Origin of the sequence: Mogibacterium diversum (genome assembly GCF_002998925.1) — a bacterium.
Taxonomy (GTDB): Bacteria; Bacillota; Clostridia; order Peptostreptococcales; family Anaerovoracaceae; genus Mogibacterium; species Mogibacterium diversum.
In genome coordinates, this window is sequence record NZ_CP027228.1 from 1,027,646 (window position 1) to 1,052,425 (window position 24,780).

Below are 24,780 nucleotides of genomic sequence, written 5' to 3' on the forward strand. Positions count from 1 at the left end.
ATCAAAACTTTATTGAATTTTCTTGATAATCAATTCACAACGTTTTCGTTAAAACAAGATGGTTTCAGTGCATTTGAACTAACACTCATACCATCTGTGTTTTAATTTTGGTAATATGCATTTGTTATATTATTGACTTTTAATATTTACTGCTCTATAGTTTACTTAGGTGGCAATTATTTATTTTTATACTTATGTAACCTAAGGAGGTACATGATATGGCACTAACTGCTAAGATTGATTACACTAAGTACACTGACGCTATCAGAACTATAGAGGCTCACACTGAAGGTGAGTACTGCAGAGTAGCTCTCGATTGTCCAAAGACAGAAGGAAACACAATGATTGAGAGAAAGCATTACCTCGAAGAGCACTACGATTATCTAAGAACCGCTCTCATGTTCGAGCCTCGTGGACACCACGATATGTTCGGTGCTTTCGTTGTTGAGCCTTGCAATAAGGAAGCTGATTTCGGCGTATTCTTCATGGACGGTGGCGGATACCTCAACATGTGCGGTCACTGCACAATCGGTGTTGTAACAGCAATCCTTGAAGGTGGTCTAATGGAGATGAAAGAGCCTCAGACTGAGGTTGTTCTAGAAGCTCCAGCTGGTATCATCAGAACTGTTGCTGATGTTAAGGATGGCAAGGTTACCGGTGTAACTCTAACAAACGTTCCTTCATTCAGATATAAGAAAGATCTTCATGTTGAATTCGAAGGCAAAGACGTTGTATACGACATCTGCTTCGGTGGTTCTTTCTTCGCTCTTGTTGATACAGAGAAGAACTTCGGAATCAAGGTTGGCCCTGACACAGCTGGCTTCCTAACAAGATTCTCAAGCTTCATGCTACAGGAAGTTAACAAGACCGTTTCCATACAGCACCCTGAGCTAGATATCACATCTGTAGACCTAGTTGAGAACTACTCAACAACAGATACCCCAGATGCAGACCTACGTAACCTCGTAGTATTCGGAGATCCTGCAGACCCTCAGCTAGACAGATCCCCATGCGGAACTGGTACATCAGCTAAGATGTCCCTGCTCCATGCACTCGGAGAACTTCCTGTTGGTAAGGAGTTCGTTTACGAGTCATTCATCGGAACTAAGTTCTACGGCATGATTCAGAGCGAGACAAAGGTTGGCGAGTTCGATGCAATCGTACCTCAGGTAAAGGGTGGTGCATATCTCTGCGGAGAAGCTACTTGGTTCATCGATCCAGACGATGCTCTAGGAAAGGGTTTCGTAGTTCCTAAATAGTATATAAATATGATTTATACTCATAATAAATACGGGCTGGCAAATGTCAGCCCGTATTTTTTCATCTCTTTATTTAAAATAAAGAGCCAGGCTAAGCCTGGCTCAAAGGAGTTGATCAATCTATCTATGCGGTAAAAATGATGGTTCTAAACTGGGAACTCAATTGCGATGTCTTTGCCCTCCCCGATATAGAGCTTAACAACGCCGCCAACAACTGACATATTAACGTTCTGTACTTGTCCACCAATTGAAGGTTCTGTCAATGCGCCAGCTTCTGCCACTTCTTCAGTCTCTTCAGCAGCCTCATCGACTTCTTCGTCGTATTTATCAACAATGTCTGGAGTAATTGGAGTTAGGGAATCAACGGTCTTAGTTAGCTTCGATCCGTTGAGCACCTGTCCAAGCTTAAGCGCTCCATCGATGTTAAGTAGTCCAGTATCAATTAGATCAGGAAAAATTGCCGGATCTTCAAAGTTTGCCGGAGTTAGTTCAGTTCCCTCCTCCGCTCTGCAGCATAGAACCGCAGGGTCATTCTTGTGCGCTTGCGCTGTTTCAGCTGTAATTGACATTACATACACCTCCATAAATTTTCATTTTCATTACGTAAAAGAGATTACCACCTACGGCATTTAATCTCAATAGATTTGCCTATAGGTAAAATCTATTTGAAGATGTTCTATTATTAGAGGTTTAAAATTGAAATAATCAATATCAAATTGAATGGTATTGCATCTACAAAAAGCAAAATACTGCAACTCAGCTGAGTTGCAGTATTTTGTGTGGTGCGCCCACAGGGACTCGAACCCCGAACCTTCACATTCGTAGTGTGACGCTCTATCCAATTGCGCTATAGGCGCTCAAAGCACTATAACAATTTAACATGGTATAGTGCTGTTGTCAAGTAAATTCAATGGTCTTACAAGCTTATCTTTCAATTTTACTTTTTTGACTGCGTGCCACTATGCCGAGTACTATCTCTCTTGGTACAAACTTTGAAGCAATTGCAGCTACTTTAACCATCATATTAGGAACTATGATAATCTTGCCCTTATCCGCTTCGTCTATGCAATACGATACACATTCACGCGCAGATATTCCCTTAAGCGAGAATTTCACGTTTGCAACATCGTTGAACTCTGTATTTACCGGCCCTGGGCAGAGCGCATGAACCTGGGCGTGGCTACCGAGGAGTTTCAGTTCTTCTGCAAGTGCATTTGTAAGAGATACGACATAGGATTTGGTCGCATAGTACGTCGCCATATACGGTCCTCCTGGCATAAGTCCAGCAACAGACCCTACGTTGATGATATGTCCATAATCCCGCTCTATAAAATGCGGCATCATCTGATGTGCGATGTAGTGAAGAGCCTTAACATTGACATCTATCATGTTTAAATCATTCGAAATATCGCTCTTATCAAATCTTCCCACCGCTCCGAAACCAGCATTATTGATGAGTATGTCTAAAGGCATCTCGCGCTTTGATTTGAGATGCGAAATAAGGTTCTCGCATTCATTTAAATCTGATAAATCCGCTGTTATACACTCACACTCTACGCGGTAATCGCTTGCGAGTTCCTGACCAAGGTCAACGAGCCTATCCTCTCTTCTTGCAACCAAGATAATTGAATATCCTTCGGCTGCAAGCTGACGTGCAAACTCCGCACCTATACCAGAGCTAGCACCAGTTACGCAAGCTAGTCCGCTGGACGGCTTATCGCACTTCTTATTGGGAATGCTAATGGTCTGCACATTCATTAGAATCTATTTCTCCTATTATTCTTGTATAGCAACATAAAATAGTAAATGCATAGAGCAAATAAAATTCCGCCGAGCACAACGCTTATTATGCGAATCATAGTAGCACCTTCTTTCGATAAATAGTATTAGCGACACTTAATAGCTTTGGTTCCACTTTCATAGCGAGTATCGCCTAGTTCTTAGAGTAGTATTTGCCCCTCTTCGGATAAACTTCCTTGATGGTTCCCTTGCGGAATTCAGCATTCAGCTGCTGAAGGTCATCTATCTGAGACTGCAGCACCTTCCCTATGTCCGTATCTATAATAAGCATACGAGCAGGAAGGGTGTGAGTTGTAACGATATTAGGATTATTAAACTCTTGCGTACCGTCTGGCTGGAGCGGATGGTATGGTTCGTGTTCAGATAGCGCCATAAACCAGGAGTTAAATATAAACGTATATCCGGCAATTCCAGTAGTCTTCTGATAAGCCTTTGAAATACCACCGTCGATAACTATAAGTTTACCTTCTCCCTTGATTGGGCTTTCTCCGTCCTTGATTTTAACCGGAACATGCCCATTGAGGATAATCCCTTTCGATGGGTCAAGATCGAAGTCACGGATAATTTTGATGCAGATGTCCTTATTCTTAATCAGCTTATAATACGGAACCGTGTGCTCCTTGTGAGTTGATTTATCTGCGATAAAGAGCCTCTCAAAGGTAGTCATCTTATCCTTTCCAAACAGCGGCGAATCTGGTCCGAGCCAGAGATACCACATTAGATTTGCAGCATCAGCCTTATCGAGTTCGCATCTAGGATTGAAATAGACTTCTCTTAGTTCCTGGTCAAGCTGTCTCATGAGCCCTGCCCCATGGTTTGTCTTACCAGCTATTGTAACTTCCATGAAATCGCCATCCTCCGTAAATGGGATGCATCCATGGAACAATAGGTTGCCATTGTATGTTGTAAAAAGAGCTCCGTGAGTATATAGAAAGTTAATGTGCTCCTGTAGCTTCTTGGAATTAGTTATAGATGCCTCAAGCGCAACCATTACCTCCTCCTCTTCAGGACTTAGCTTGTATGGATCTGCTGGGTCGATAGTAGGAAGGTTCGTATCCTTGATCGGATAAACTTCTCCGTAGCAATTAACTGTTCCCTCATCCAAATTAATCTTATCAAGCATCAACCTGTGATCAAGCTTGAACTCCGGATGGTTCATTATAGTCTGACCTTCAACCTTGAACTGGATAATCGCAATCATCTTGTGCATCTTAGCTGCAAGCTCTTCAGGAATTGGGTCAAATCTGTTCTTTTCGAGTACATGAGGCATAAAACCTGTACAAGGATCATCTCCATAAATCTGCTGCGCTCGTGTCGCTAGCGGACGCAGATTGATGCCATACCCATACTCTAGCATATCGAAATTATTGTAGCTAACGTTCATGCGAATGATATTTGCAATGCACGGTCTATTCCCGCACGCTGCACCCATCCACACAACGTCGTGATTACCCCACTGAATGTCCACACTCCGTCTAGACATGAGGAAGTCCATAATCCTGTGAGGTTTAGGGCCTCTATCAAAGATATCTCCGATGATATGAAGGTGATCGACAGCCAGTTCACTTATCGTATTAGCAATCTCAGTGATCAGCGTCTTGGCAATTTTAAATTCAATTACTGAATCAATGATTTCTTGATAGTATTTCTGTCTGTTATCATCATCATCTGCAAACATCAGCTCATCCATAATATAACCAGTATTATCAGGAAGAATTCTTCTAACCTTGGATCTGGTATACTTGTTAGATACTGCTCTGCAAATGATTATCAATCTATAAATAGCAGAAGAGCACCAAGCATTAAAATCGGCTTCATTTGCCTCTCTTCTCTTAAGTTCATTTATCGGATCGTATATGAGCGCCGCTAATTGCTCTCTATCTGTTGCGCTAAGAATCGCCCCAAAGTTCTCATCGATTTTCATCTTGATAGTACCAGATGCACTGCGCACAAAGTACTGAAACGCATCATATTCACCGTGAAGATCGCTTAGAAAGTATTCTGTCCCCTTCGGCAGGGCGAGAATCGCTCTAAGGTTAACAATTTCTGCATTGACAGAGCGATGATTTGGATATTTCTGAGCTAGCATCTCGAGATACTTATTGTTAGACATCGTGTTCCTCCACTCTCATGAGGTCTGCACCTAGACTCTTGAATTTTCCTACAAAATCTTCATATCCTCTTTCGATATGATATATCTCACTCACTTCAGTTGTTCCAGTTGCTACTAATCCTGCAAGTACCATTGCCGCACCCGCACGAAGGTCTGTTGATCTAACCTTTGCTCCATGAAGCTGCTTGCCTCCAGGAATCGTCGCCTCTCTGCTGTTATCTGTAGAAATGTCCGCACCCATACGATTAAGCTCAACAACGTGCATAAAACGATTTTCGAAAACTGTCTCTCTAACGACGCTAGTTCCCTCGACAGTAGTCAGAAATGCCATAAAAGGTGACTGAATATCTGTCGGAAAACCTGGATATGGCAGAGTTTTGATATCAGTCGCAACGAGATTTCCCTTAGTTGCATCTACGAGGATGCCCTCTTCATCGACATTTACCGAAACTCCGCATTCCTTTAGCTTGGCGATTATCGGTCTTACATGACCAGGAATACCGTTTCTAATGAGTACCTTTCCCCTTGTGATAGCAGCAGCTAGCATAAATGTTCCACATTCTATTCTATCCGGAATAACGGTGTGAATCGCACCTGAAAGCTCATCAACTCCAGTAATACGTATGGTATCTGTGCCGGCACCTTTAATTTTCGCTCCCATCTTGTTCAGCATATTGGCTAAATCGACAATCTCAGGTTCCTTGGCTGCATTCTCTAGAATAGTAGGCCCCTTGGCAAGCGCTGCTGCCATCAAGATATTCTCTGTCGCACCAACACTAGGAAAATCAAGGTAAATCGCATCACCTACAAGACCGCCTTTCGGTGCTTCGATTATGATACTCGAATTCTCTAGGTCCTCCGTCACGGTTGCTCCAAGAGCTTTGAATCCTTTGAGGTGAAGGTCGATAGGTCTCTTCCCGATAGTGCATCCTCCTGGAAGCGGCATAACGACCTTGCCACATCTTGCAAGAAGTGGACCCATAGCCATTGTAGAAGCTCTCATCTGGGACACGAGCTCGGCATCTCCTTCAACCGTAGTAATCTCAGCTGCATTGACCGACAGCTTACCTGGATCAGACATAGATACGACAGCTCCAAAGCTCTCGAGCATCTTGCGCATAACCATTACATCTGACAGGTCTGGGACATCATCGATCACACATGTGTCTGGAGTCAGCAGAGTCGCTGCCATGAGCGGAAGAACCGCATTCTTTGCTCCGCTAATTTTAACCTCTCCTTCTAAAGGTCCGCTATTGTTAACTAGTATCTTTGCCACTGAAATTTCTCCTTGATAAATAGATATAGAGATGCCGAAAAGCACCTCTTAAATAATTGCCTTATCTTATATAGTTATCTGCGTTTTCTCTTGCGAATCCTGTTAGGACGCTCGTAATTCATCTCGTCCATCTCATATCTATTCGCACGCTTCTTCGACTTTCTGCTGAATGACTTGAGTGCACCAGCGGCAGTTCCTACATTGCCTGCAGTCCTAATAATAGACCGGTTCTCATTAATTTTATCGCTCACACTCGTAAACATGTCAATCGCATGGTCTATCTGCTCATCAACCTGTTCAGTTCTAGCTGCTGCAATTGTTGTCATCCTCTTGGTATCAGCTAGCAACTCATCCACGTTTCTAAGCGTGTCAGCAAGCTTGATAGCCAATCTAATCAAGAAAATTATGAGTATAAAAAGTGCGATTAGCACTAGCAATATTGCCGCCTGCTTGATATCTAATGAGACTCTCATCATTCCCTCCTTCTACTCTTTAGGTAGTATATAAATTATACCTTAGGCATATTGTATGTTCAATCTTATAAATATACGATATCTCATATATTCCTTTATGATATTCATCTTTCATGCAGTTCTATAAATATATGCGTTTGATCAAATCTGTATATCCGGAGCCATCGGAATTGTAGACTGCAATCTCTGGCAGCATCTTAAGGTCAGGCTTTGCACCTGCTACTGCATGGATGAGAACCAGATTCGCTGGTTCATTGCTGCTCGGTACGACGAGTTGCAGCTCCTTGGGCTCCAGTGCTGCTGCTCGCAGGGCTTCGAAGATGTCCGGTAGGCGCGATGGTCTATGAATCATGTAGAAGTCGCCTCCGGACTTCAGAATCTGACTTCCACACTTTGCAAATTCAGTGACTCCAGCCGTGGTCTCGTGCCGCGCAATGAACTTTGCACTATCTTCGTTTGGAATCCCAGAACCACGCCTAAAGTAAGGTGGGTTGGTGACAACAGCGTCGAAAAAACCATCGTATCCATCAAGCTGAGAAACATCTGTGAGCACGAAGCTTATTCTATTCTCAAGAGCATTCATCTCACGTCCACGCATTGCTCTATCAAGAGCTATGGGGTTCCTTTCAAATCCTACAATCTCAGATATAGGGAGTTTATGTGCAAGTATAAATGGAATAATCCCATTCCCTGTCCCGAGGTCAGCTACGCGCATCTTGAGCCTACTCTTGACAGGTTTAGCACCGGTTTCGCCACTGGCAAAAGCTGATAGCAAAACCGCATCAATACCGTAGCTAAAGCCATCCCCCTGTACTACTTTAAATCCACCCATTCCTATATCATCGATTCGCTCTGGTTTTCTCTGCATATCTCAGGTCCTCACCATAAGGCATCTCAATATACCTAAACTAGTCACGCGTTAGCTCTTTAATCTCCTTCAGAGTCTCTTCGTCGAGGTCTCCTAGGTCATCATTTTTCTTGTGGTGGTGTTTCTTATCTATTCGCTTAATTTCTTTTTTGAAATAGATATTGTAATCAGGACCGAGCGTATCCTCTCCAGTTTCTTTATCCTCGACGATAAGTCTAGCTGTGACCTTTCCATTAAATAGATCGACGTTTACGACCTTAGCTATTCCGTCAGGAGTCTCGATGCGCTCTCCCTCATTAGGCATCCCCTTGCGGAGCTCCTGATAAGTCTTATTTTCAAAGTTTAAGCAGCACATAAGTCTACCGCAAGTACCAGATATCTTGGATGGATTGAGAGAAAGATTCTGCTGCTTTGCCATCTTGATTGAAACCGGCTGAAAGTCATTTAACCACTTGCTGCAGCAAAGCGGTCTGCCACAAATCCCTATGCCACCGAGCATCTTCGCCTCGTCTCGAACGCCAATCTGGCGAAGTTCTATTCTCATCTTAAACTGGGACGCAAGGTCTTTTACAAGCCCCCTAAAATCAATCCTTCCATCTGCTGAGAAGTAGAATATCACCTTTGTACCATCTATCGTAAATTCCGCATCCACAAGCTTCATATCCAGCTTGTGCTGCAGAATCTTCTCTTCGCAGACCTTCATAGCGCCGTCACGCTTAGCAAGATTGTCCTTGTATCTCTGTATATCTTCCTTCGTCGCCTTGCGCTCGACACCCTTGAGCGGTGCAACAAGCTCACTCTCATCGATCTCACAGTTTGCTATTGAAATATGACCGAGCTCCATGCCCCTAGCTGTCTCCACTATTACTAGTTCACCGAGTTCGTAGCTAACCCCTGCTGGATCGAAGTAATATGTCTTGTTGGCTTTCATAAAGCCTACACCTATAATTTCTACCATTTATAAAATCCCCTTCTTATCTATTAAAAACCGAATTTAAACATCCGGATAGTTGCTAACGATTATTTATGTTATTTCTGCTCAGAAACAATGAATTTAACGCATATTCTGGGCTCATGCCACGCTTGATATTTATCCTCGTCTCCTCAACTTTATCAATCATCTGTAGAATAGCTCCAGCATCCTTAGGAAGTCTTTCACCACCTATCAGCTTTTCGTGCAAATTATTCTCCAGTGCATCAAGAAACTTAAACGCCTCCTCGTTGCCTTTAAAGCTTTTCCTAATGAGTTCGCGGATTTTGAAAAAATACGTCTTACCAAACCACTCTTTCATCAGAAGCTCAATGCTATCTGAGTTTGCAAAATCGCTTGTTTGTTCATGCATTCTTAATTCGACACATCTGGACCTTACTGTAGGTAGAAGCGACTCTTTGTTATCTGTAGCGAGAATGATTACCGTACCAGGATATGGCTCTTCCAATGTTTTGAGCAGCTTATTCTGAACTATTTCGCTGAGCCTCTCTGCGTTATCAATGATACCCACATTGTGCTCTCCATAAGGTCTCATGCTAAGTCTTTCTATCATGGCTGCTGCGTCAGCCGTCTTATAAGTTTCCTTACCGCTCTGGCTCATAAAGAGCAGATCTTCATGAGTACCGCTGCTCACTCTTATACAGGCGGGGCAGCTTCCACACGCATGTCCAGACAAGTCCGTATTAGGGCAAATTATATCTTTTGCAAAGCTTCTGATATAATCATCCCTTTCTTCACCACTTCTTCCCTCTATGATGTATGCATGTGCATATTCCCGTGCCATATCTCTCCCGTATCCTCCGATGCCTGTAAAATATTCAGTCATCTATCTCGCTATATTATCCCTATACTATAGTGTCTCGAGTTTCGAATAGATGTCGCCCTTTATCTCATCTATCGTTTTACTCGCATCAATCCTGACTATGCGCTCAGGGTATTTATCGCAAAGCGCCTTATAGCCATCATACACACGATAGTGGAAATCCAGCTTCTGCTGCTCAAGTCTGTCTCTAACATCTTTACCGATTCTAGCTCTACCAATCTCAGGGTCTAAGTCCATGAAGAAAGTGACATCTGGCTCAAGTCCACCTGTCGCATATCTATTCACCTCTGAAACCTGGTCACCAAGGTTTCTTCCGAAGCCTTGATATGCGATGCTTGAATCGACAAATCTATCGCAAACTACAACCGCACCTCCCTCGAGCGCTGGTCTTATCTTCTCAGCAACATGCTGTGCCCTAGCGGCCGCATATATTAACATCTCTGTAACATCGTCCATCTCGGCATTTGCATTATCAAGAACGATGCTGCGAAGCTTCTCACTAATCGACGTTCCACCGGGTTCCCTGGAAACTACAACTTCCCTGCCATTGCTTACAAAATAAGCCCTAATATTTTCAACCTGTGTGCTTTTGCCAGAGCCATCCGGCCCCTCAAGCGTAATAAAAATTCCCTTTGGCACTTCGCCACCACCTATCTATGCGTATTTCTATCAGATTGCTCTATCGGGTCTGGAATGTGGATTTTGAATCCTTCCTTTCGAGCTTTCTTCCGTTCATCTAACTTGCGCTTCTCGGCAGCTTGCCTAGCCTGCTTCTTGCCCCTTACGGTATCAAAATAGTCTACAAACAGGTAAATACCTAAGACACCCATTGGCACCGTCAGCAGCAGCGCCAATATGTATTTGAACAATATCATACGGGCTTTCCTCCCACACTTTTTGCTTCATTATCTCACATGTATACAGAATGTATTATACCATAAGATTAAAAAAGATACAGTTTTCATAAAACGTCTTTTTTCGAAATCAATATTCTCCTTAAATGATTTTCTCAAGCAATTTATAGGTTATATAAGTTAAGGATATATGCCCACTGCTCTACAACTGATGGCATTAATATGGTAAACTTAATTAGTTAATTAGATTTAAACGCAGGAGGATTAATATGAATTCAATTGAGCTCAGCGAACTCATCTATCCTGAGATTGCAAACGATACTGACTACGAAGCCATGTACCCTAAGCGTAATCTCCCGGAGGGAGCTAAAGTCACCAGACTTGGTCCAAGCCCTACTGGATTTATTCATCTCGGAAATCTGTATGGTGCTTTTGTAGACGAGAGACTCGCTCACCAGAGCAATGGTGTCTTCTATCTTAGAATCGAAGATACTGACGATAAGAGGTTTGTCGAAAATGCCGTAGAAACAATTATCTCGTCTCTAGCATTCTTCGGAATCAAGTTCGACGAAGGTGTCACTGAACATGGTGATGTCGGTAGCTACGGCGATTATACGCAGAGCCACCGCGGAGAAATATATAGATTCTATGCCAAGAAGCTGCTCGCTGAAGGCAAAGCATACCCTTGTTTCCTAACAGAAGAAGAAATCAGCGCGATTAGAGAGAAGCAAGAAAAGGAAAAGATCGCTCCTGGAATCTATGCAGGATGGTCAAAGTATAGGGATTGGGATAAGGATCCAGAGATTCAGAAGCTCGTTACTGACCACATCGATGCAGGCGACCCATTTGTAATAAGATTAAAGTCAGACGGTACCCCTAACGCTACCGGCGAGGATATCAAGAGAAATAAAGTCGTTGATGGAATAAGAGGCACCCTTGATGTGCCGGAAAACTTTCAGGACATTGTAATAATTAAGACTACAGGCATTCCGACTTATCATTTTGCACATGCCGTTGACGACCACCTGATGAGAACGACTCACGTCATACGCGGAGAAGAGTGGCTTCCTTCACTTCCAATTCATGTCGAGCTTTTTGAGAAGCTAGGATTTGAACTTCCAGTATACTGCCACACTGCTCAGCTGATGAAAATAGGAGAAGATGGCAACAAGAGGAAGCTGTCGAAGCGTAAGGATCCAGAGCTTTCACTGGATTATTATAGAGATCAGGGATATCATCCTGCTGCAGTTAGGGAGTATCTACTAACTATTTTGAACTCAAATTACGAGGAATGGCGCATGGAGAATCCAGAGGCAGATATTGATGAATTCAAATTCACCACTGAGAAGATGAGTAACTCTGGTGCACTTTTTGACCTCGATAAGCTTAATGACGTGAGCAAGGAAGCTATGCTACACATTCCTGCTTATGAAATCGCTGAGTTTTTAAAGGATTGGTCACTCGAGTTCGCCCCTGAGTACAGTTACATATTCGATGACATGGATCTTCTAGTGAAAATTCTTGACTTAGGTAGAGATGAGAAAAAACCTCGCAAGGACCTCGTGTACGCAAGGCAGATTATGGAATTCATCAGCTATTTCTATGATCAGAGTTTTAAAATCGTTGATGAAGTCCCTGCCGAAGCTGAAGCAGATAAGGTAAAGATTCTCGGGGAATACCTATCGTCTTACAACCACGCTGATACACAGGAAGAATGGTTCAATAAGATAAGAGAAATTGCAACTAACCTAGGTTATGCTGCAAAGCCTAAGGACTATAAAAAGAATCCAGACGATTATAAGGGGCACGTTGGACACGTAAGCACAGTTATCAGACTTGCTCTCGTCGGCCGTGCACAGTCTCCTGATGTATGGGCAATACAGCAGATTATGGGCGAAGATATGGTCAAAGCCAGAATTAACCGAATGATAGAAGAGGAGAAATAAAATGGAACCAATTCTAGTAATAATGGCTGCCGGAATGGGAAGTCGATATGGCGGACCGAAGCAAATTGATCCGATTACGTCTGAGGGTGACATTATCATGGATTTTTCCCTCTATGACGCATATCAGGCAGGTTTTAGGAGAGTCGCTTTTATAATTAAGAAGGATTTTGAAGAGGACTTTAGAGCCCATATCGAAGGAAGAGCTGGCAAGCTGTTTGAAACTCACTACGCAGTTCAGGATATTCACGATCTACCAGAAGGCTACTCTGTTCCAGATGGAAGAACTAAACCTTGGGGTACTGGTCATGCCGTCCTTGCAGCAAGAGATTATATCGATGCACCTTTCGCTGTTATTAACGCAGATGACTACTATGGTCAGGAAGCATTTGAGAAGATATACAAATTCCTCAGTGAATCCGCCGATGCTACACACCACTGTATGGTAGGCTTCAAGATTGAGAATACGCTCTCTCAAAATGGTTCAGTTGCTCGTGGGCTCTGTGAGGTTACGGATGGATATCTAACGGATATCGAGGAGCATTCGGATGTTATACGTGAGAGTGACGGTGTAATTCGAGCAACAAGTTCAAAAGGTGTGAGACACGATGTACCTGATGGTCAATCGGTATCCATGAACCTATGGGGGTTTGGTGCTGAATTCCTCGAGGTTATGAAAGCTGGTTTTCCGGCTGCACTCGATAAAATCATAGAGCAAAATCCACTGAAGGGAGAGTACTTCCTTCCTTACTGCATCGATACAGAGGTCAAAGCTGGTAGAGCTACCGTTGCAGTCCTTCAGTCAAGCGACAAGTGGTTCGGTGTCACCTACAAAGAGGATAAGGATGAGGTTGCCGCGAAGTTTTCCGAGATGAAGGTTGACGGAAAATATCCAAAGGAACTATGGTAAGAAATTGCTACATTACAAAAGCGGGACGCAGGTCCCGCTTTTTTTCGTATCATGTTAATTTTGAAAGGTTGGCGATATGCTACCTTGCCGTGCGCTTTCTAGCTGCTAACAAGCCGAGGGATGCTAGTGCAGATCCTATAAACACAATTGAGTAAGGAAGAAGCCCATTGCTATCACCTGTCTTAGGTGTGTGTCTATGCTTGTTGATAACAGGCTTCTTTGGCATAACCGGTGTCGGATTATGGGTCTTATTAGTGTCAAACTTGTAATAGTTTGTGCTAACCTTTGCCTGATTATCTACTGGCTTTCCATTAATATCCTCATCTACCTTAACCTTGTAAGTCACCGTAAATGTCTCGTCATTACCGAGATTTGTCTTTCTCCAAGTGATGACACCGTTTTGTTCCACCCCACCATTATCTGCGGAACCTGAAACGTACTTCGTGTACTTAGGAATAGCATCTGTAATCGTCACATCATCTGCTCGTCCGATTGTATTCTTATACGTTATCTTATATGTAAGTACATCTCCACCCTTAACTGTCTTTCCGTCAACGCTAGTGGACATATCGTCTTTAAAAACGTCCTTCTTAGGCTTAGTTGGTGGTAGTAGCTTAGTCTCAACGGTATTCGTAGGAACTGACACATTATCAAAATACATCTTTGCTGCTGAGTTTGTAATAGTATTATCACCCTCCACTAGCGCCCTGCTATTTGTCTCAGTCTTATAAGTTATCTCGTAAACTTTGCCGCCCTTATCTCTTGCGAACAGAGCATTTTTAATGATATTAATCTCTACGTGGTCCTGACCATTTTCATTATCCGGTGTCACGGTCACACGATAATCTTGCCCTTCGACTAGAGTGTTGCCATCAAACTTAACGATTGCTTCTTTGAAATCTACTTTCTTATCAAAGGTATCGGCAAATTTCAACGACTTAATATCATCAATTATATCAGTACCCGGTCTTGGGACTGTGTACCTTACAGTGTAGTTGATAGGCTCTCCAACACGCTTTGGTGCCTGTGCTTTATCTACAGTTTTCTTAGCTGCTGTACCAGGATTATTATGGTAAGGAACTTCAGCAAAGAACTTAAACAGACCACCGCTCGTTACAGAAGAATTATAGGCAAAAGTAATCGAGTTTGTCTTGCTGCGCATAACAAATCCTGTTTTGTTATACTCATCCTGCCCGCTAGTTCCAGCTGCAGTGATGCTCGCATTCGCTTTCCACCAATGCCAGTTGCCAGATCCATTTTCCTCATCCAAACTAACCGCTCTATTGTAAACGATCTTATCAATAGTGCTATCAAGATTCTTGACCCCTAGCTCTTCATAAAAAGAAAATCTGCGGTTCCCAGCGATTGGATTTCCTGGCTTCACATCGATATCAGCTGGCTGCATCGTCAGTTTTAAATCGCAAGGTGTACCATCAGCATACTCGAGAGTTGCTGTAACGTCTGTCTTAGTGTTGAAAGACCAAATATTGTCATTAGTAAAATTAGGATGATCAGGATATACATAATCCATCAGCTGAATACCACTATCACCCCAGTTTTGGTCAACCGTCAAAAAAGGCACCCCTGCATTGGCATCATTAAAGTTTGCCTGCTGCCCGTAATATACCGTTGGATTCAGCTGTAGGTGAGAAACCTTCACTCTCACGTTGACCTTTTTGCCATTTACTTCACCAGCATTAGTGAATAGAAGTTCTAGCACATTATCGTAATCCTGCTTCGAATTGGACTTCTCATACTTGTGCATGAACACCGTACTCTTAGTCCACGAGCCATTTGGGGTCACTACTTCTTTCAGAGTTCCCGAGCCAGTGCTAACGACCTGCATATTCTCCTGTCGGCACTTGAACTCATATAGGTTGAGATTTGCTAGATTAAGATCAGTCGTTGTATTCTCAACCGCAAAAACCTCCATATTCGGTGCAGCTATCCCTATCATCATCAGAAATGATAGTAGCAAAACGAATAATTTGCGAACTGACAACGCTTGCCTTTTTTCCATAATTGTTCCTTCTTTCTTATTTATTTAATTAAAATACAAAGATGTTCAAACGTTACGCTTTTAGTAATAACTCTTTGATAAATATTACCTAATAGGTACATTATACACTATTGTAAGAATTTTATCATTTAATATTTTTTCTTAATTTCCTCGCATAGGAAAGTGTTTGCTTAAGCGCATCATCCTTTGATACACCAGCTAGTCTCAGTTTGTGCGCATATTCGAGGATTGTGCCGAAGTCATCGCCTGGCATAATTCCCCTATCGATCAAGTCCTTTCCTGCAACATAAGGTCTCGCCATCATGTCTCTGTACAGATCTAGTCTATCGAACAAGAACTTTATCAGTTCTTGCTCCCTTAATTTTTCATCAGCTGTGTAAAGCTCTGATTCTATCTCAATATTGCCCTGTGTCTCGTGTGTCTCGTTTGACGCCTGACTCAGATTATGAGCATCCAGGTGTGGCAATTTTGGCTTATCGCAGATTGCAAAATATATAAGATCAATAGGAGCAACAGCATCGTCAAACATTCGGTTCGTCTTCTTGACCGACGATCTCGCTTCAGCAATCTTGTTTGGGCGCATATGGTTAGGAAGCATATTGGCTATGTACCTCTTTATATCGCTGCCATGACACACGTGGTCCAGAAATCGCTCCGCGATTTCTGCTCCTTGTAGCTCGTGACCATACGCGTGAATTGCGCCATTAACGAATTCAGTCGTCGTGATCTTGCCGAAATCATGAGTGAGAGCCAGCAGCATAAACGCGTATGGGTCACTCGCAGAAGGCCTGAAATGGGCCGCTCTATCCAGAACCATCATGGTGTGAGTCCAGACATCACCTTCTGGATGGAACTTAGGATTTTGTTCTAGCCCGATCAGCTGTTCGAGCTCCTGGAACCAGTATCCGAGCTGGCCCATTTCCCGCAGGCATTCAAAGAATTCGGATGGCCGGCGGGATTCCAGGAGCGCCTTCTTCATCTCCATCTCGACGCGCTCGGCCGAAAGATTCCTGAGGTCCAGCGCCCTGCAGATTGAAATCGTGGAAGGCGCGACCTGGAATCCGAACCTGGATCTGAACTGGGCAGCACGGAGGGCACGGAGTGGATCCTCACCGAATTTCTTATCGTCTATGTGACGGATTATTCGGTTTTTGATATCCTCCGTGCCTCCATACGGATCTGCGATTTCACCACTCAGAATATCCTTGAGAAGCGCATTCATAGTGAAATCGCGCCTCCGTGCTGCTTCCTTGATTCCGATAAACGGATCGATTTCAATTTCAAAATCACGATGCCCATTCCCCGCCTTACGCTCTGAACGCGGTAAAGCAATGTCTATCTGATGACCAGCAAGCGAGTACACACCAAAAGCAGAGCCGAATCGAATTGGCTTTCCAAGTTCCTTTAACACCGCTTCTAGAACCTCCTCAGAGATTCCATGTACTTCAATATCCACATCCTTAATGGGACGCTTCATAATCTCATCACGAACGGCTCCGCCTACCATGTACGCACGCCCTCCAAGCTCTGCCACCCGGGAGGCTAACTTTTCAATTATCGTTTTATCTATCTCATTCATTTAATTATTCTTGCCTACACATAGCTCTGACTCTCAACGTCGAACACACCTCTTGTTGTGAGTCTTAGTTTTGGAATAACTGGAAGACTCATGAAGGAAAGCGTCATAAACGGATCTATCGATCTGCTCACTCCGAGTTCAAAAGCTCTCGCCTTTGCATCTTCAAGATTTCTATTCACGTCAATAAGCGGAGCATCACTCATGAGACCAGCAATCCCCAGCTTCACATCTCCGATGCATCTACCGCCGTCAAATACCGTTATTCCCCCGCCATTTTCCGCAATATGATTAACTGCAGCAGCCATATCCTCATCATTGGTTCCGACAACTATGATGTTATGTGAATCGTGTGATATGCTAGTGGCAACTGCACCACTCTTTAGTCCATACCCCTTTATATATCCGATTCCGATATGTCCCGTATAGTTATGTCTCTCCACTACAGCGATTTTAAGGATATCTTCGGCAACATCCACACCAGTTGCATACCCTTCATCTATGGTCATCAGCTCACCAGGAACCATGCCAAGCACACCTCTAGGTCTATCTATCTTAAATGCTTCAGGTTTTAACCTATCGACCTTAAACGTACTATGTGCCCTTGTAGTCAGGAATTCATCTACTTCCGGAGCCTTAAACTCTTTGAGCTTGCCATTATTGAACATAAGCTTGCCCTTCTTGTAGACCTGCTCGACTGTAAAATTTTCAAAATTATCTATTATGGCGAAATCAGCAAGATACCCGAGTGCAATTGCGCCGCGGTTATTCAATCTGAAATATCTAGCTGCGTTGGTGCTCGCAACCTTAATAGCCAGTATCGGATCTGCTCCCATAGAGATAGCTTTCTTAATTATATAATCTATATGCCCTTTCTCCAACAGGTCTGACGGATGCTTATCATCAGTGCAGAACATACATCTATCTGCGTATTTGTCTGTCAAAAGCGGCATCAGCGCCTCGAGGTTATGGGCTGCTGTACCTTCTCTTATCATTATTACTTGACCGAGTTCAAGCTTCTCTATCGCTTCTTCTGCTGTAGCACATTCGTGGTCGGAATACACGCCAGCGGCAACGTATGCATTTAGAGCCTTGCCCTTCACCCCTGGTGCATGGCCGTCTATCTTCTTGTGGTGTGCCTGTGCAGCGACTATCTTTTCTACAACCTGCTCATCTGCAGCGACTGTACCGACATAATTCATCATCTCTGCGAGTCCCTGCACTCTAGGATGTTCGTAGAAACTGTCTATCGCTCTATAATCGAGCGTTGCACCAGACTCGTCAAGTGGAGTTGCAGGAACGCATGAAGGGAGCATAAAGCGCACGTCTATCGGGAGCCCTTCGGTCGCCTGGAGCATGTATTCGATTCCATCTGTCCCCATGACGTTTGCAATCTCATGAGGGTCCGTTACCACCGTAGTCGTTCCATGAGGAAGCACCGCCCTTACAAATTCAGTCGGCGTAACAAGAGAGCTCTCAAGGTGGATATGTGCATCTAGAAATCCCGGGCACACGATTTTGCCCGTCATATCCACTTCCTTTTCACCATCATACTCACCAATTCCAGCGATCAACCCATTCGTAACTGCTATGTCAGCGTTCCGTAGTTCACCTGAGAATACACTCACATATGTTGCATTCTTAAGAACTAAATCTGCTTTGCACTTGCCTGCCGCAGCCCTTATGACTTTCTGTTTGCGCTGTAATTTGCGATTGATTCTGCCTGTATAGCTTTCGGACATTTGAGCACCCCTTTACTGCACTAATATAAATTACCCTATTGTAACATACTTTTATGAAACCATATTGAACTCAATTACTAAAATCACAGTCAACTAAACTTTACATTTCGCACATACAAAAAGAGCCCCTCGAGGCTCTTTCCTAAACGCATTATAGTGGAATAATCTTCTTCCATTATCCCAGAAGTTTCTCTTCCCAGTCCTTCTCTCTGAAGCCACCGAGCACGAAGTCATCACCAACGACTAGCGGTCTCTTTACAAGCATTCCATTAGATGCTAGAACCTCGAGCTGCTCATCTTCGCTCATCGCATCTAGCTTGTCCTTTAGCTCCATTTCTCTGTAGAGCATTCCGCTTGTGTTAAAGAACTTTCTCACCGGCTTGTCACTTCTCGACAGCCAGTCCCTAAGTTCCTCTTTAGTCGGATTATTTTCAACTATATGTCTGTCATCGTAAGCGACACCATTGTCATCGAGCCACTTCTTAGCCTTCTTGCATGTGCTGCATTTTGGATACTCATTAAATAGAACTTTCATAGTAATCCTCCCTCTTATTTTACAAGTTCAATCAGGTCACCATAACCTGCCTCTAGCATGTCTTCAACTGGTATGAATTTTAGAGCTACCGAATTGATGCAGTATCTCATGCCCCCATCTTCTGCCGGTCCATCCTGAAATACGTGTCCTAGATGAGAATTTGCGCCCTTGCTTCTAACCTCAACGCGCTCCATACCGAACGTAGTGTCTCGTAGATAGACCACATGCTCCTCACTTATAGGCCTTGTAAATGCAGGCCATCCGCAGCCAGAGTTGAATTTATCCGTCGATACGAACAGCGGTTCACCGCTCACGACATCTACATAGATTCCCTTTTCAAAGAAGTCATCGTATTCACCAGAAAAAGCTCTCTCTGTCCCCGCCTTTCTAACGACGTTATACGCCTGTGGTCCAATGCGGTAAAATAGTTCCTCCTCAGTCTCGTCTGATGGATATAGATCATCCTTTATCTCCTGACCCGCCTCTCTAGACTCTGCAGCGAACAGCGCTCTAACTTCTTCAATCTCATAATTTGTAATGTGGCAGTATCCACCTGGGTTCTTATCGAGATAGTCCTGATGGTAATCCTCAGCAGCATAGAATGAACCAAGTGGCTCTAGTTCTACGTAGAACTCTTCATTAATATCTCTCTGCTGTCCGAATACCTTCTCTAATATCGGCAAATCTTGCTCATCCTCATAATACACACCTGTCTGATACTGCGTACCTATATCAGGTCCTTGTCTATTCTGAACAGTTGGATCGATGACCATAAAGAAAGCATGCGTTAACTTCTCGAGTGATAGTCTCTCAGGATTATATGTGACTTTAACAGTCTCCCTATGGCCAGTATCACCTCTACAAACCTGCTCATACGAAGGATTCTCAACTCTTCCATTCGCATACCCAACAGTCGTCTCTATAACCCCTGGTATCTCCTTGAACACCCTCTCTGTGCCCCAGAAGCAACCACCGGCAAAATATATATTCTTACTCATTATTCTTCTCCTTATCGGCGAAATCACATAATCTATTCCATATATCTGAATCCGCCATATAGCTTGTGTACAATTTAATTATATACACTGTAGCAATTTTTTCAATGCTTTATTTAAAGAAAAAGGCAGCCCTCGGGCTGCCCTCTAATGAATTATTATCAATCACATGCTTTTAGTCTATCTAACAGAGTTTTAGTTCTGTCCCCAAACTTCTTCTGCTACTTCCTTTACAAGTCTTAGCTTAGCCCACTGTTCTTCTTCAGTAAGCTTGTTACCAATCTCGCATGAAGCAAATCCGCACTGAGGGCTGAGATAAAGCCTCTCAAGAGGCACATACTTACTTGCCTCTTTGATTCTCGCATGAAGAACCGCCTTATCTTCGAGCTCCGGCCTCTTGGTAGTGACTAATCCGAGAACTACCTTCTTATCCTCAGGTACCTTTGCAAGTGGCTCAAATCCCCCAGATCTCTCGTCATCAAATTCTAAGAAGAACGCAGAGACATTCTCTTCTCCGAGCAGAACATCTGCAACTGCATCGTATGGGCCGCTGCTGATATATGTTGAGTGGTAGTTTCCACGGCACACGTGTGTAGTAACCACTAGGTTATCTGGTGCTGCATCGATTACTCTATTGTTAACGTCCTTGTACTTCTTCTGAACTTCAACTGTACCTTCCTTAGTTGTTCCGAACAGAATGGAGCCGGACTTGTTTGTGAACATTCCCCATGTGCAGTCATCTAGCTGAAGGTTTCTACAGCCTGCATCATATAGCTGCCTGATGAACTCATTGTATACTTCTACTACATCATCGATAAATGCTTCTTCGCTCTCATACTGAGCAAAGGTTGACTCCAGATTGAACGGGAATAGGAACTGTGCGAGGAACTGTGCTGGTGAAGGTATTGTCTGCTTCGCAACTGTATTCTCATCCTCAAACTGCTTTACGAATCTAAAGTGATCTACGAATGGATGCTCTCCCGATAGCTTTAATTTGCCAACCAGGTATGTATCATCTACAAGTGCATCCTCTCCATGAAATGGCAGTCCAGTCTTGGTTGGCTTATGTCCTACACCGTCAAGTGCCCACATGAAGTCAAGATACCAAGTCGCTCTTCTGAACTCACCGTCTGTGATCACGTGATATCCTAGCTCTTTGAGCTTGGATACGAGCTCAGTAATTGTCTCGTCTTCAACCTTCTTCAGCTCATCGTAGCCGATATCACCGTTATCAAAAGCTCTTCTCGCTTCCTTAAGTCTCTCTGGTCTTAAAAAACTTCCGACAAAATCATATCTAAATGGTGTTTTTAAATTGCTCATCTCTTACCTCTAGTCTTTCTTCGCAGAGCCTATCCCCAAACTTCCTCTGCAATCTCTTTAACTAATCTCAATTTAGCCCACTGCTCTTCTTCAGTTAGCTTGTTCCCTATCTCACAAGATGCAAATCCGCACTGAGGACTGAGGCACAGTCTCTCAAGAGGTACGTATTTACTTGCTTCCTTAATTCTTGCAATAACTGCTTCTTTATCTTCTAACTTAGGCGACTTCGTAGTGATAAGACCGAGAACCACCTTCTTGTCAGGAGAAACCTTTGCAAGTGCCTCAAAGCTTCCCGAACGCTCATCATCATACTCGAGTAGCAGCGCATTTACATTCTCTCTTGCGAACACGTAATCTGCAACTGAATCGTATGCTCCACTTGAGAAGTATGTCGAATTGTAATTTCCTCTGCAGATGTGTGAAGTGATAACTAGATCTTCAGGCTTTCCTTCAAGTGCGAGGTTGTTCACCTCAAGCAGCTGTGACTTAACTGTATCTAAATCTATACCTAACGCCTTATATCTCAGCTTTGCAGCATCTCCTACAACTGCGCCCCATGTGCAGTCATCGAACTGCAAGTTACGGCAACCAGCATCGTAGAACTGTTTAATTACCTCACGATAAGCATTGGCAATATCATGAATCAGTTCTTCGTTTGTCTCATAGAACTTTCTAGTGCTCTCGAGGTTATCTGGAATGATGAACTGCTGGAATGTCTGCGCAGGTGCAGGAATCGTATACTTGGCAACAGTGTTCTCATCTTCAAACTGCTTTAAGAATTTAAAATACTCTACAAATGGATGGGGCTTAGCTTTAAGCTTACCTACTAGGTATGTATCATCTAGCAACGCGAGCTCGCCGTGGAACTGAATACCGCCACCTGTATTCTCATGTTCAACGCCCTCAAACCCCCACATGAAGTCGAGATGCCAGAAAGCTCTTCTGAACTCTCCATCAGTAATTACGTGGTAACCGAGTTCCTTCTGCTTAGCTACAAGCTTTGCAACCTCTTCATCAACAATCTTGTCGTAATCTTCCTTGCTGATCTCATTCTTTCTTAACTGCGCCTTTGCATCCTTAAGTGCCTGTGGTCTAAGAAAGCTTCCTACATAGTCATATCTAAATGGTGTCTTTAATTCATTGCTCATATATACATACCCCCTCTTGTTTGCTAAACATAGATTACCATCAAGTAAAATTTTATGGAAATACTTATTACCCATAGCGAGATATAGATTTATTTTATATCTTATATATTGTTTACCTGCATGCAAGCATAAAAATACAGGGCCCTTTTCCTGAGCCCTGTAATAATCATGATTTTGTTATATTAGTATAGCTTCGCTCCTGCTGGAATCGAATCATCTAACATTAATAAGTTTAGAATTTCCTCTCCATCATAATCACAGATTGCTGACAGCAGCATTCCGCATGATTCAAGTCCCATCATCTTGCGTGGCGGAAGATTTGTAATTGCAACGAGAGTCTTTCCAACTAACTCCTCTGCAGAGTATGTCTCCTTGATACCGGATAGTATTGTTCTAGTCTGGCCTGAACCGTCATTAAGAGTGAACTTAAGAAGCTTCTTGCTCTTAGGCACTTCCTCACAAGCTAGAACCTTAACTACTCTGAAATCAGACTTGCTAAATGTATCGAAGTCTACGAATTCTTCAAACAATGGTTCAACTTTAACCTTTGATAGGTCTAGCTTTCTCTCAGCCTTTTCTTCAGAGCCGCTGCCTTTTCCAAGCGGTTTCATAACAGGGAATAGCTGTACGTCTCTGATAGTCGATGAATCTGTTAGCAGCATTACAAGTCTGTCAACACCGATTCCAAGTCCACCAGTTGGAGGCATTCCAACCTCTAGCGCATTTACGAAATCCATGTCCATAGGATGAGCTTCATCGTCAAGCCCTAGATCAAGTTCACGCTGCTGTTCAGCGAACCTCTCGTACTGATCGATTGGATCGTTTAGCTCTGAGAAAGCATTTGATAGCTCCCATCCGTTGATGTAGGCTTCGAACCTGCGAGTAATGCGAGGATCCTTTGGATCCTTCTTTGCAAGTGGCGATACCTCTACTGGGTGCCCTGTTAGGAACACTGGTCCATCAAGCAGTCCTGGGATATCTTCGCAGTACTCATCAAACATCTCTGCGATGATTTTTCCACGAGTCCAATTGTTAACTTCCTCAGCATCCATTCCGTAAGCGATTGCGCGCTCACGAGCTTCCGCATCATCATCGATCTTATCGAACGGAATTCCTGTAACCTTAATTACAGATTCTGTCATGTCAATCTTATTCCATGGAGGTGTAACGTCGAAAGTTTTGCCTTCATAGGAGATAATAGGCGAACCATTTACTTCCATAGCGCACTTATATACAATCTGCTCCATGAGGTCCATCATATCTTCCTGATTTCCATATGCCATGTAGCATTCCATCGAAGTGAATTCAGGGCTGTGATTCTTATCCATACCCTCGTTACGGAAAACTTTGCCTAGTTCATACACTCTATCAAGTCCACCGACAATCAGTCTCTTTAGCGGAAGCTCAAGAGAAATTCTAAGGTGAAGGTCGAAGTCTAGTGCGTTGTGGTGTGTGTTAAACGGTCTAGCGTTAGCACCACCAGCTATCGTCTGTAGCACTGGAGTTTCAACCTCAAGGAAGCCATAATCATCCTCGAGCACTCTGCGGATAGTGCTTACTACCTTTGCACGCTTTAAGAATGTATCCCTAACGTCTGAATTTACGATTAAATCTACATATCTCTGTCTGTATCTTAGGTCTGTATCAACTAGCCCACTCCATTTATCAGGAAGCACCTGCAGGGACTTTGCCTGAAGTGTAAGCTCATGTACATGAATCGATATCTCATCAGTCTTGGTCTTGAAGACGATTCCCTTAAGGCCAACGAGATCACCTATATCATATGTCTTGAAAACTTTATATTCTTCAGCTCCAATATCATCGCGCTTAACATAACACTGGATTCTGCCTTGCTTATCCTGAACATCAAAGAATGCCGCTTTTCCCATGATTCTCTTGCTCATAATACGACCGGCAATCGCTACCTCTTGATCTTCAAGAGCATCATAGTTGTCCTTGATATCCTTACTGTGAGCAGTTACATTGTATGTCTCCTGCACAAATGGATCTCTGCCCATCTCACGAAGTTCTTGCAGCTTCTCTCTTCTGATCTGTCGCTGCTCACTTATTTCTTCTGCTGTAAGCTCCGGCTGTTCCTGCTCAGGAGTCTTTACGTTGTCGTTACTCATTGTGA

At 43.4% G+C, this 24,780-nt stretch carries 21 protein-coding genes and 1 tRNA gene; 3 read left to right on the plus strand and 19 right to left on the minus strand.

Translation table 11 applies throughout. The features are described from left to right. Window positions 1-218 precede the first annotated feature (218 nt). On the plus strand, window positions 219-1,259 hold the full coding sequence (locus C5Q96_RS04765; RefSeq protein WP_106057266.1) for a proline racemase family protein: 1,041 nt from the start codon (window positions 219-221) through the stop codon (window positions 1,257-1,259). Window positions 1,260-1,405: 146 nt separating this feature from the next. On the opposite strand, the gene C5Q96_RS04770 is transcribed toward C5Q96_RS04765, so the two are convergent. The 11 genes from C5Q96_RS04770 to C5Q96_RS04820 form a co-directional block, all read right to left on the minus strand. Next, entirely contained in the window at window positions 1,406-1,828 is a 423-nt protein-coding gene (locus C5Q96_RS04770) for a sugar transporter (RefSeq protein WP_094234557.1), read from the minus strand. A gap of 211 nt (window positions 1,829-2,039) precedes the next feature. Further along, window positions 2,040-2,116: transfer RNA gene (locus tag C5Q96_RS04775), tRNA-Arg, on the minus strand. Between the two features lie 67 nt (window positions 2,117-2,183). Continuing rightward, entirely contained in the window at window positions 2,184-3,017 is an 834-nt protein-coding gene (locus tag C5Q96_RS04780; protein ID WP_106057267.1) for an SDR family NAD(P)-dependent oxidoreductase, read from the minus strand. Between the two features lie 175 nt (window positions 3,018-3,192). Beyond that, entirely contained in the window at window positions 3,193-5,172 is a 1,980-nt protein-coding gene (locus C5Q96_RS04785; protein ID WP_106057268.1) for a fructose-1,6-bisphosphatase, read from the minus strand. After that, window positions 5,165-6,448, minus strand: a complete 1,284-nt coding sequence (murA, locus tag C5Q96_RS04790; protein ID WP_106057269.1) for a UDP-N-acetylglucosamine 1-carboxyvinyltransferase — start codon at window positions 6,446-6,448, stop codon at window positions 5,165-5,167. Before murA ends, C5Q96_RS04785 begins: the two co-directional genes overlap by 8 nt. A 74-nt stretch (window positions 6,449-6,522) precedes the next feature. Then, a complete protein-coding gene (locus C5Q96_RS04795; protein ID WP_106057270.1) occupies window positions 6,523-6,921 on the minus strand; it encodes a DUF948 domain-containing protein in 399 nt (132 codons plus the stop codon). Between the two features lie 121 nt (window positions 6,922-7,042). Next, window positions 7,043-7,789, minus strand: a complete 747-nt coding sequence (locus tag C5Q96_RS04800; RefSeq protein ID WP_106057271.1) for a tRNA1(Val) (adenine(37)-N6)-methyltransferase — start codon at window positions 7,787-7,789, stop codon at window positions 7,043-7,045. A gap of 40 nt (window positions 7,790-7,829) precedes the next feature. Continuing rightward, window positions 7,830-8,747, minus strand: coding sequence for a PSP1 domain-containing protein (locus C5Q96_RS04805; protein ID WP_106057272.1), 918 nt, complete (start codon window positions 8,745-8,747; stop codon window positions 7,830-7,832). A gap of 55 nt (window positions 8,748-8,802) precedes the next feature. Further along, window positions 8,803-9,606, minus strand: coding sequence for a hypothetical protein (locus tag C5Q96_RS04810; protein ID WP_106057273.1), 804 nt, complete (start codon window positions 9,604-9,606; stop codon window positions 8,803-8,805). 24 nt (window positions 9,607-9,630) lie between these two features. Continuing rightward, window positions 9,631-10,242 (minus strand): dTMP kinase, encoded by a 612-nt coding sequence (tmk, locus tag C5Q96_RS04815; RefSeq protein ID WP_106057274.1) that lies wholly within the window; start codon window positions 10,240-10,242, stop codon window positions 9,631-9,633. 11 nt (window positions 10,243-10,253) lie between these two features. Then, the gene (locus C5Q96_RS04820) at window positions 10,254-10,478 is read right to left on the minus strand and encodes a hypothetical protein (RefSeq protein ID WP_106057275.1); all 225 of its coding nucleotides are present in this window, start codon (window positions 10,476-10,478) and stop codon (window positions 10,254-10,256) included. A gap of 248 nt (window positions 10,479-10,726) precedes the next feature. On the opposite strand from C5Q96_RS04820, the gene C5Q96_RS04825 reads away from it, so the two are divergent. Together C5Q96_RS04825 and C5Q96_RS04830 are read left to right on the plus strand one after the other, a co-directional pair. Continuing rightward, on the plus strand, window positions 10,727-12,403 hold the full coding sequence (locus tag C5Q96_RS04825) for a glutamate--tRNA ligase (RefSeq protein WP_106057276.1): 1,677 nt from the start codon (window positions 10,727-10,729) through the stop codon (window positions 12,401-12,403). Between the two features lies 1 nt (window position 12,404). Beyond that, entirely contained in the window at window positions 12,405-13,310 is a 906-nt protein-coding gene (locus tag C5Q96_RS04830) for a nucleotidyltransferase family protein (protein ID WP_106057277.1), read from the plus strand. 79 nt (window positions 13,311-13,389) lie between these two features. On the opposite strand, the gene C5Q96_RS04835 is transcribed toward C5Q96_RS04830, so the two are convergent. The 8 genes from C5Q96_RS04835 to lysS all read right to left on the minus strand — a co-directional run bounded on the left by C5Q96_RS04835 (window position 13,390) and on the right by lysS (window position 24,775). Beyond that, window positions 13,390-15,330 (minus strand): Sgo0707 family adhesin, encoded by a 1,941-nt coding sequence (locus C5Q96_RS04835; RefSeq protein WP_106057278.1) that lies wholly within the window; start codon window positions 15,328-15,330, stop codon window positions 13,390-13,392. 124 nt (window positions 15,331-15,454) lie between these two features. Next, window positions 15,455-16,909: a CCA tRNA nucleotidyltransferase gene (locus C5Q96_RS04840; protein ID WP_106057279.1), complete on the minus strand. Its 1,455-nt coding sequence runs from the start codon at window positions 16,907-16,909 to the stop codon at window positions 15,455-15,457. Window positions 16,910-16,923: 14 nt separating this feature from the next. After that, a complete protein-coding gene (ade, locus tag C5Q96_RS04845; RefSeq protein WP_106057280.1) occupies window positions 16,924-18,648 on the minus strand; it encodes an adenine deaminase in 1,725 nt (574 codons plus the stop codon). Window positions 18,649-18,823: 175 nt separating this feature from the next. Beyond that, on the minus strand, window positions 18,824-19,183 hold the full coding sequence (locus tag C5Q96_RS04850; protein ID WP_106057281.1) for an arsenate reductase family protein: 360 nt from the start codon (window positions 19,181-19,183) through the stop codon (window positions 18,824-18,826). A gap of 14 nt (window positions 19,184-19,197) precedes the next feature. Further along, a complete protein-coding gene (msrA, locus tag C5Q96_RS04855; protein ID WP_106057282.1) occupies window positions 19,198-20,181 on the minus strand; it encodes a peptide-methionine (S)-S-oxide reductase MsrA in 984 nt (327 codons plus the stop codon). Window positions 20,182-20,373: 192 nt separating this feature from the next. Then, window positions 20,374-21,498 carry a 5-methyltetrahydropteroyltriglutamate--homocysteine S-methyltransferase gene (locus tag C5Q96_RS04860; RefSeq protein ID WP_106057283.1) on the minus strand — a complete coding sequence of 375 codons (1,125 nt, stop codon included), beginning with the start codon at window positions 21,496-21,498 and terminating at the stop codon, window positions 20,374-20,376. Between the two features lie 29 nt (window positions 21,499-21,527). Continuing rightward, the gene (locus C5Q96_RS04865; protein ID WP_106057284.1) at window positions 21,528-22,646 is read right to left on the minus strand and encodes a 5-methyltetrahydropteroyltriglutamate--homocysteine S-methyltransferase; all 1,119 of its coding nucleotides are present in this window, start codon (window positions 22,644-22,646) and stop codon (window positions 21,528-21,530) included. Between the two features lie 182 nt (window positions 22,647-22,828). Next, complete coding sequence (gene lysS / locus C5Q96_RS04870) at window positions 22,829-24,775, minus strand: lysine--tRNA ligase (protein ID WP_106057285.1); 1,947 nt, start codon at window positions 24,773-24,775, stop codon at window positions 22,829-22,831. Window positions 24,776-24,780 lie beyond the last annotated feature (5 nt).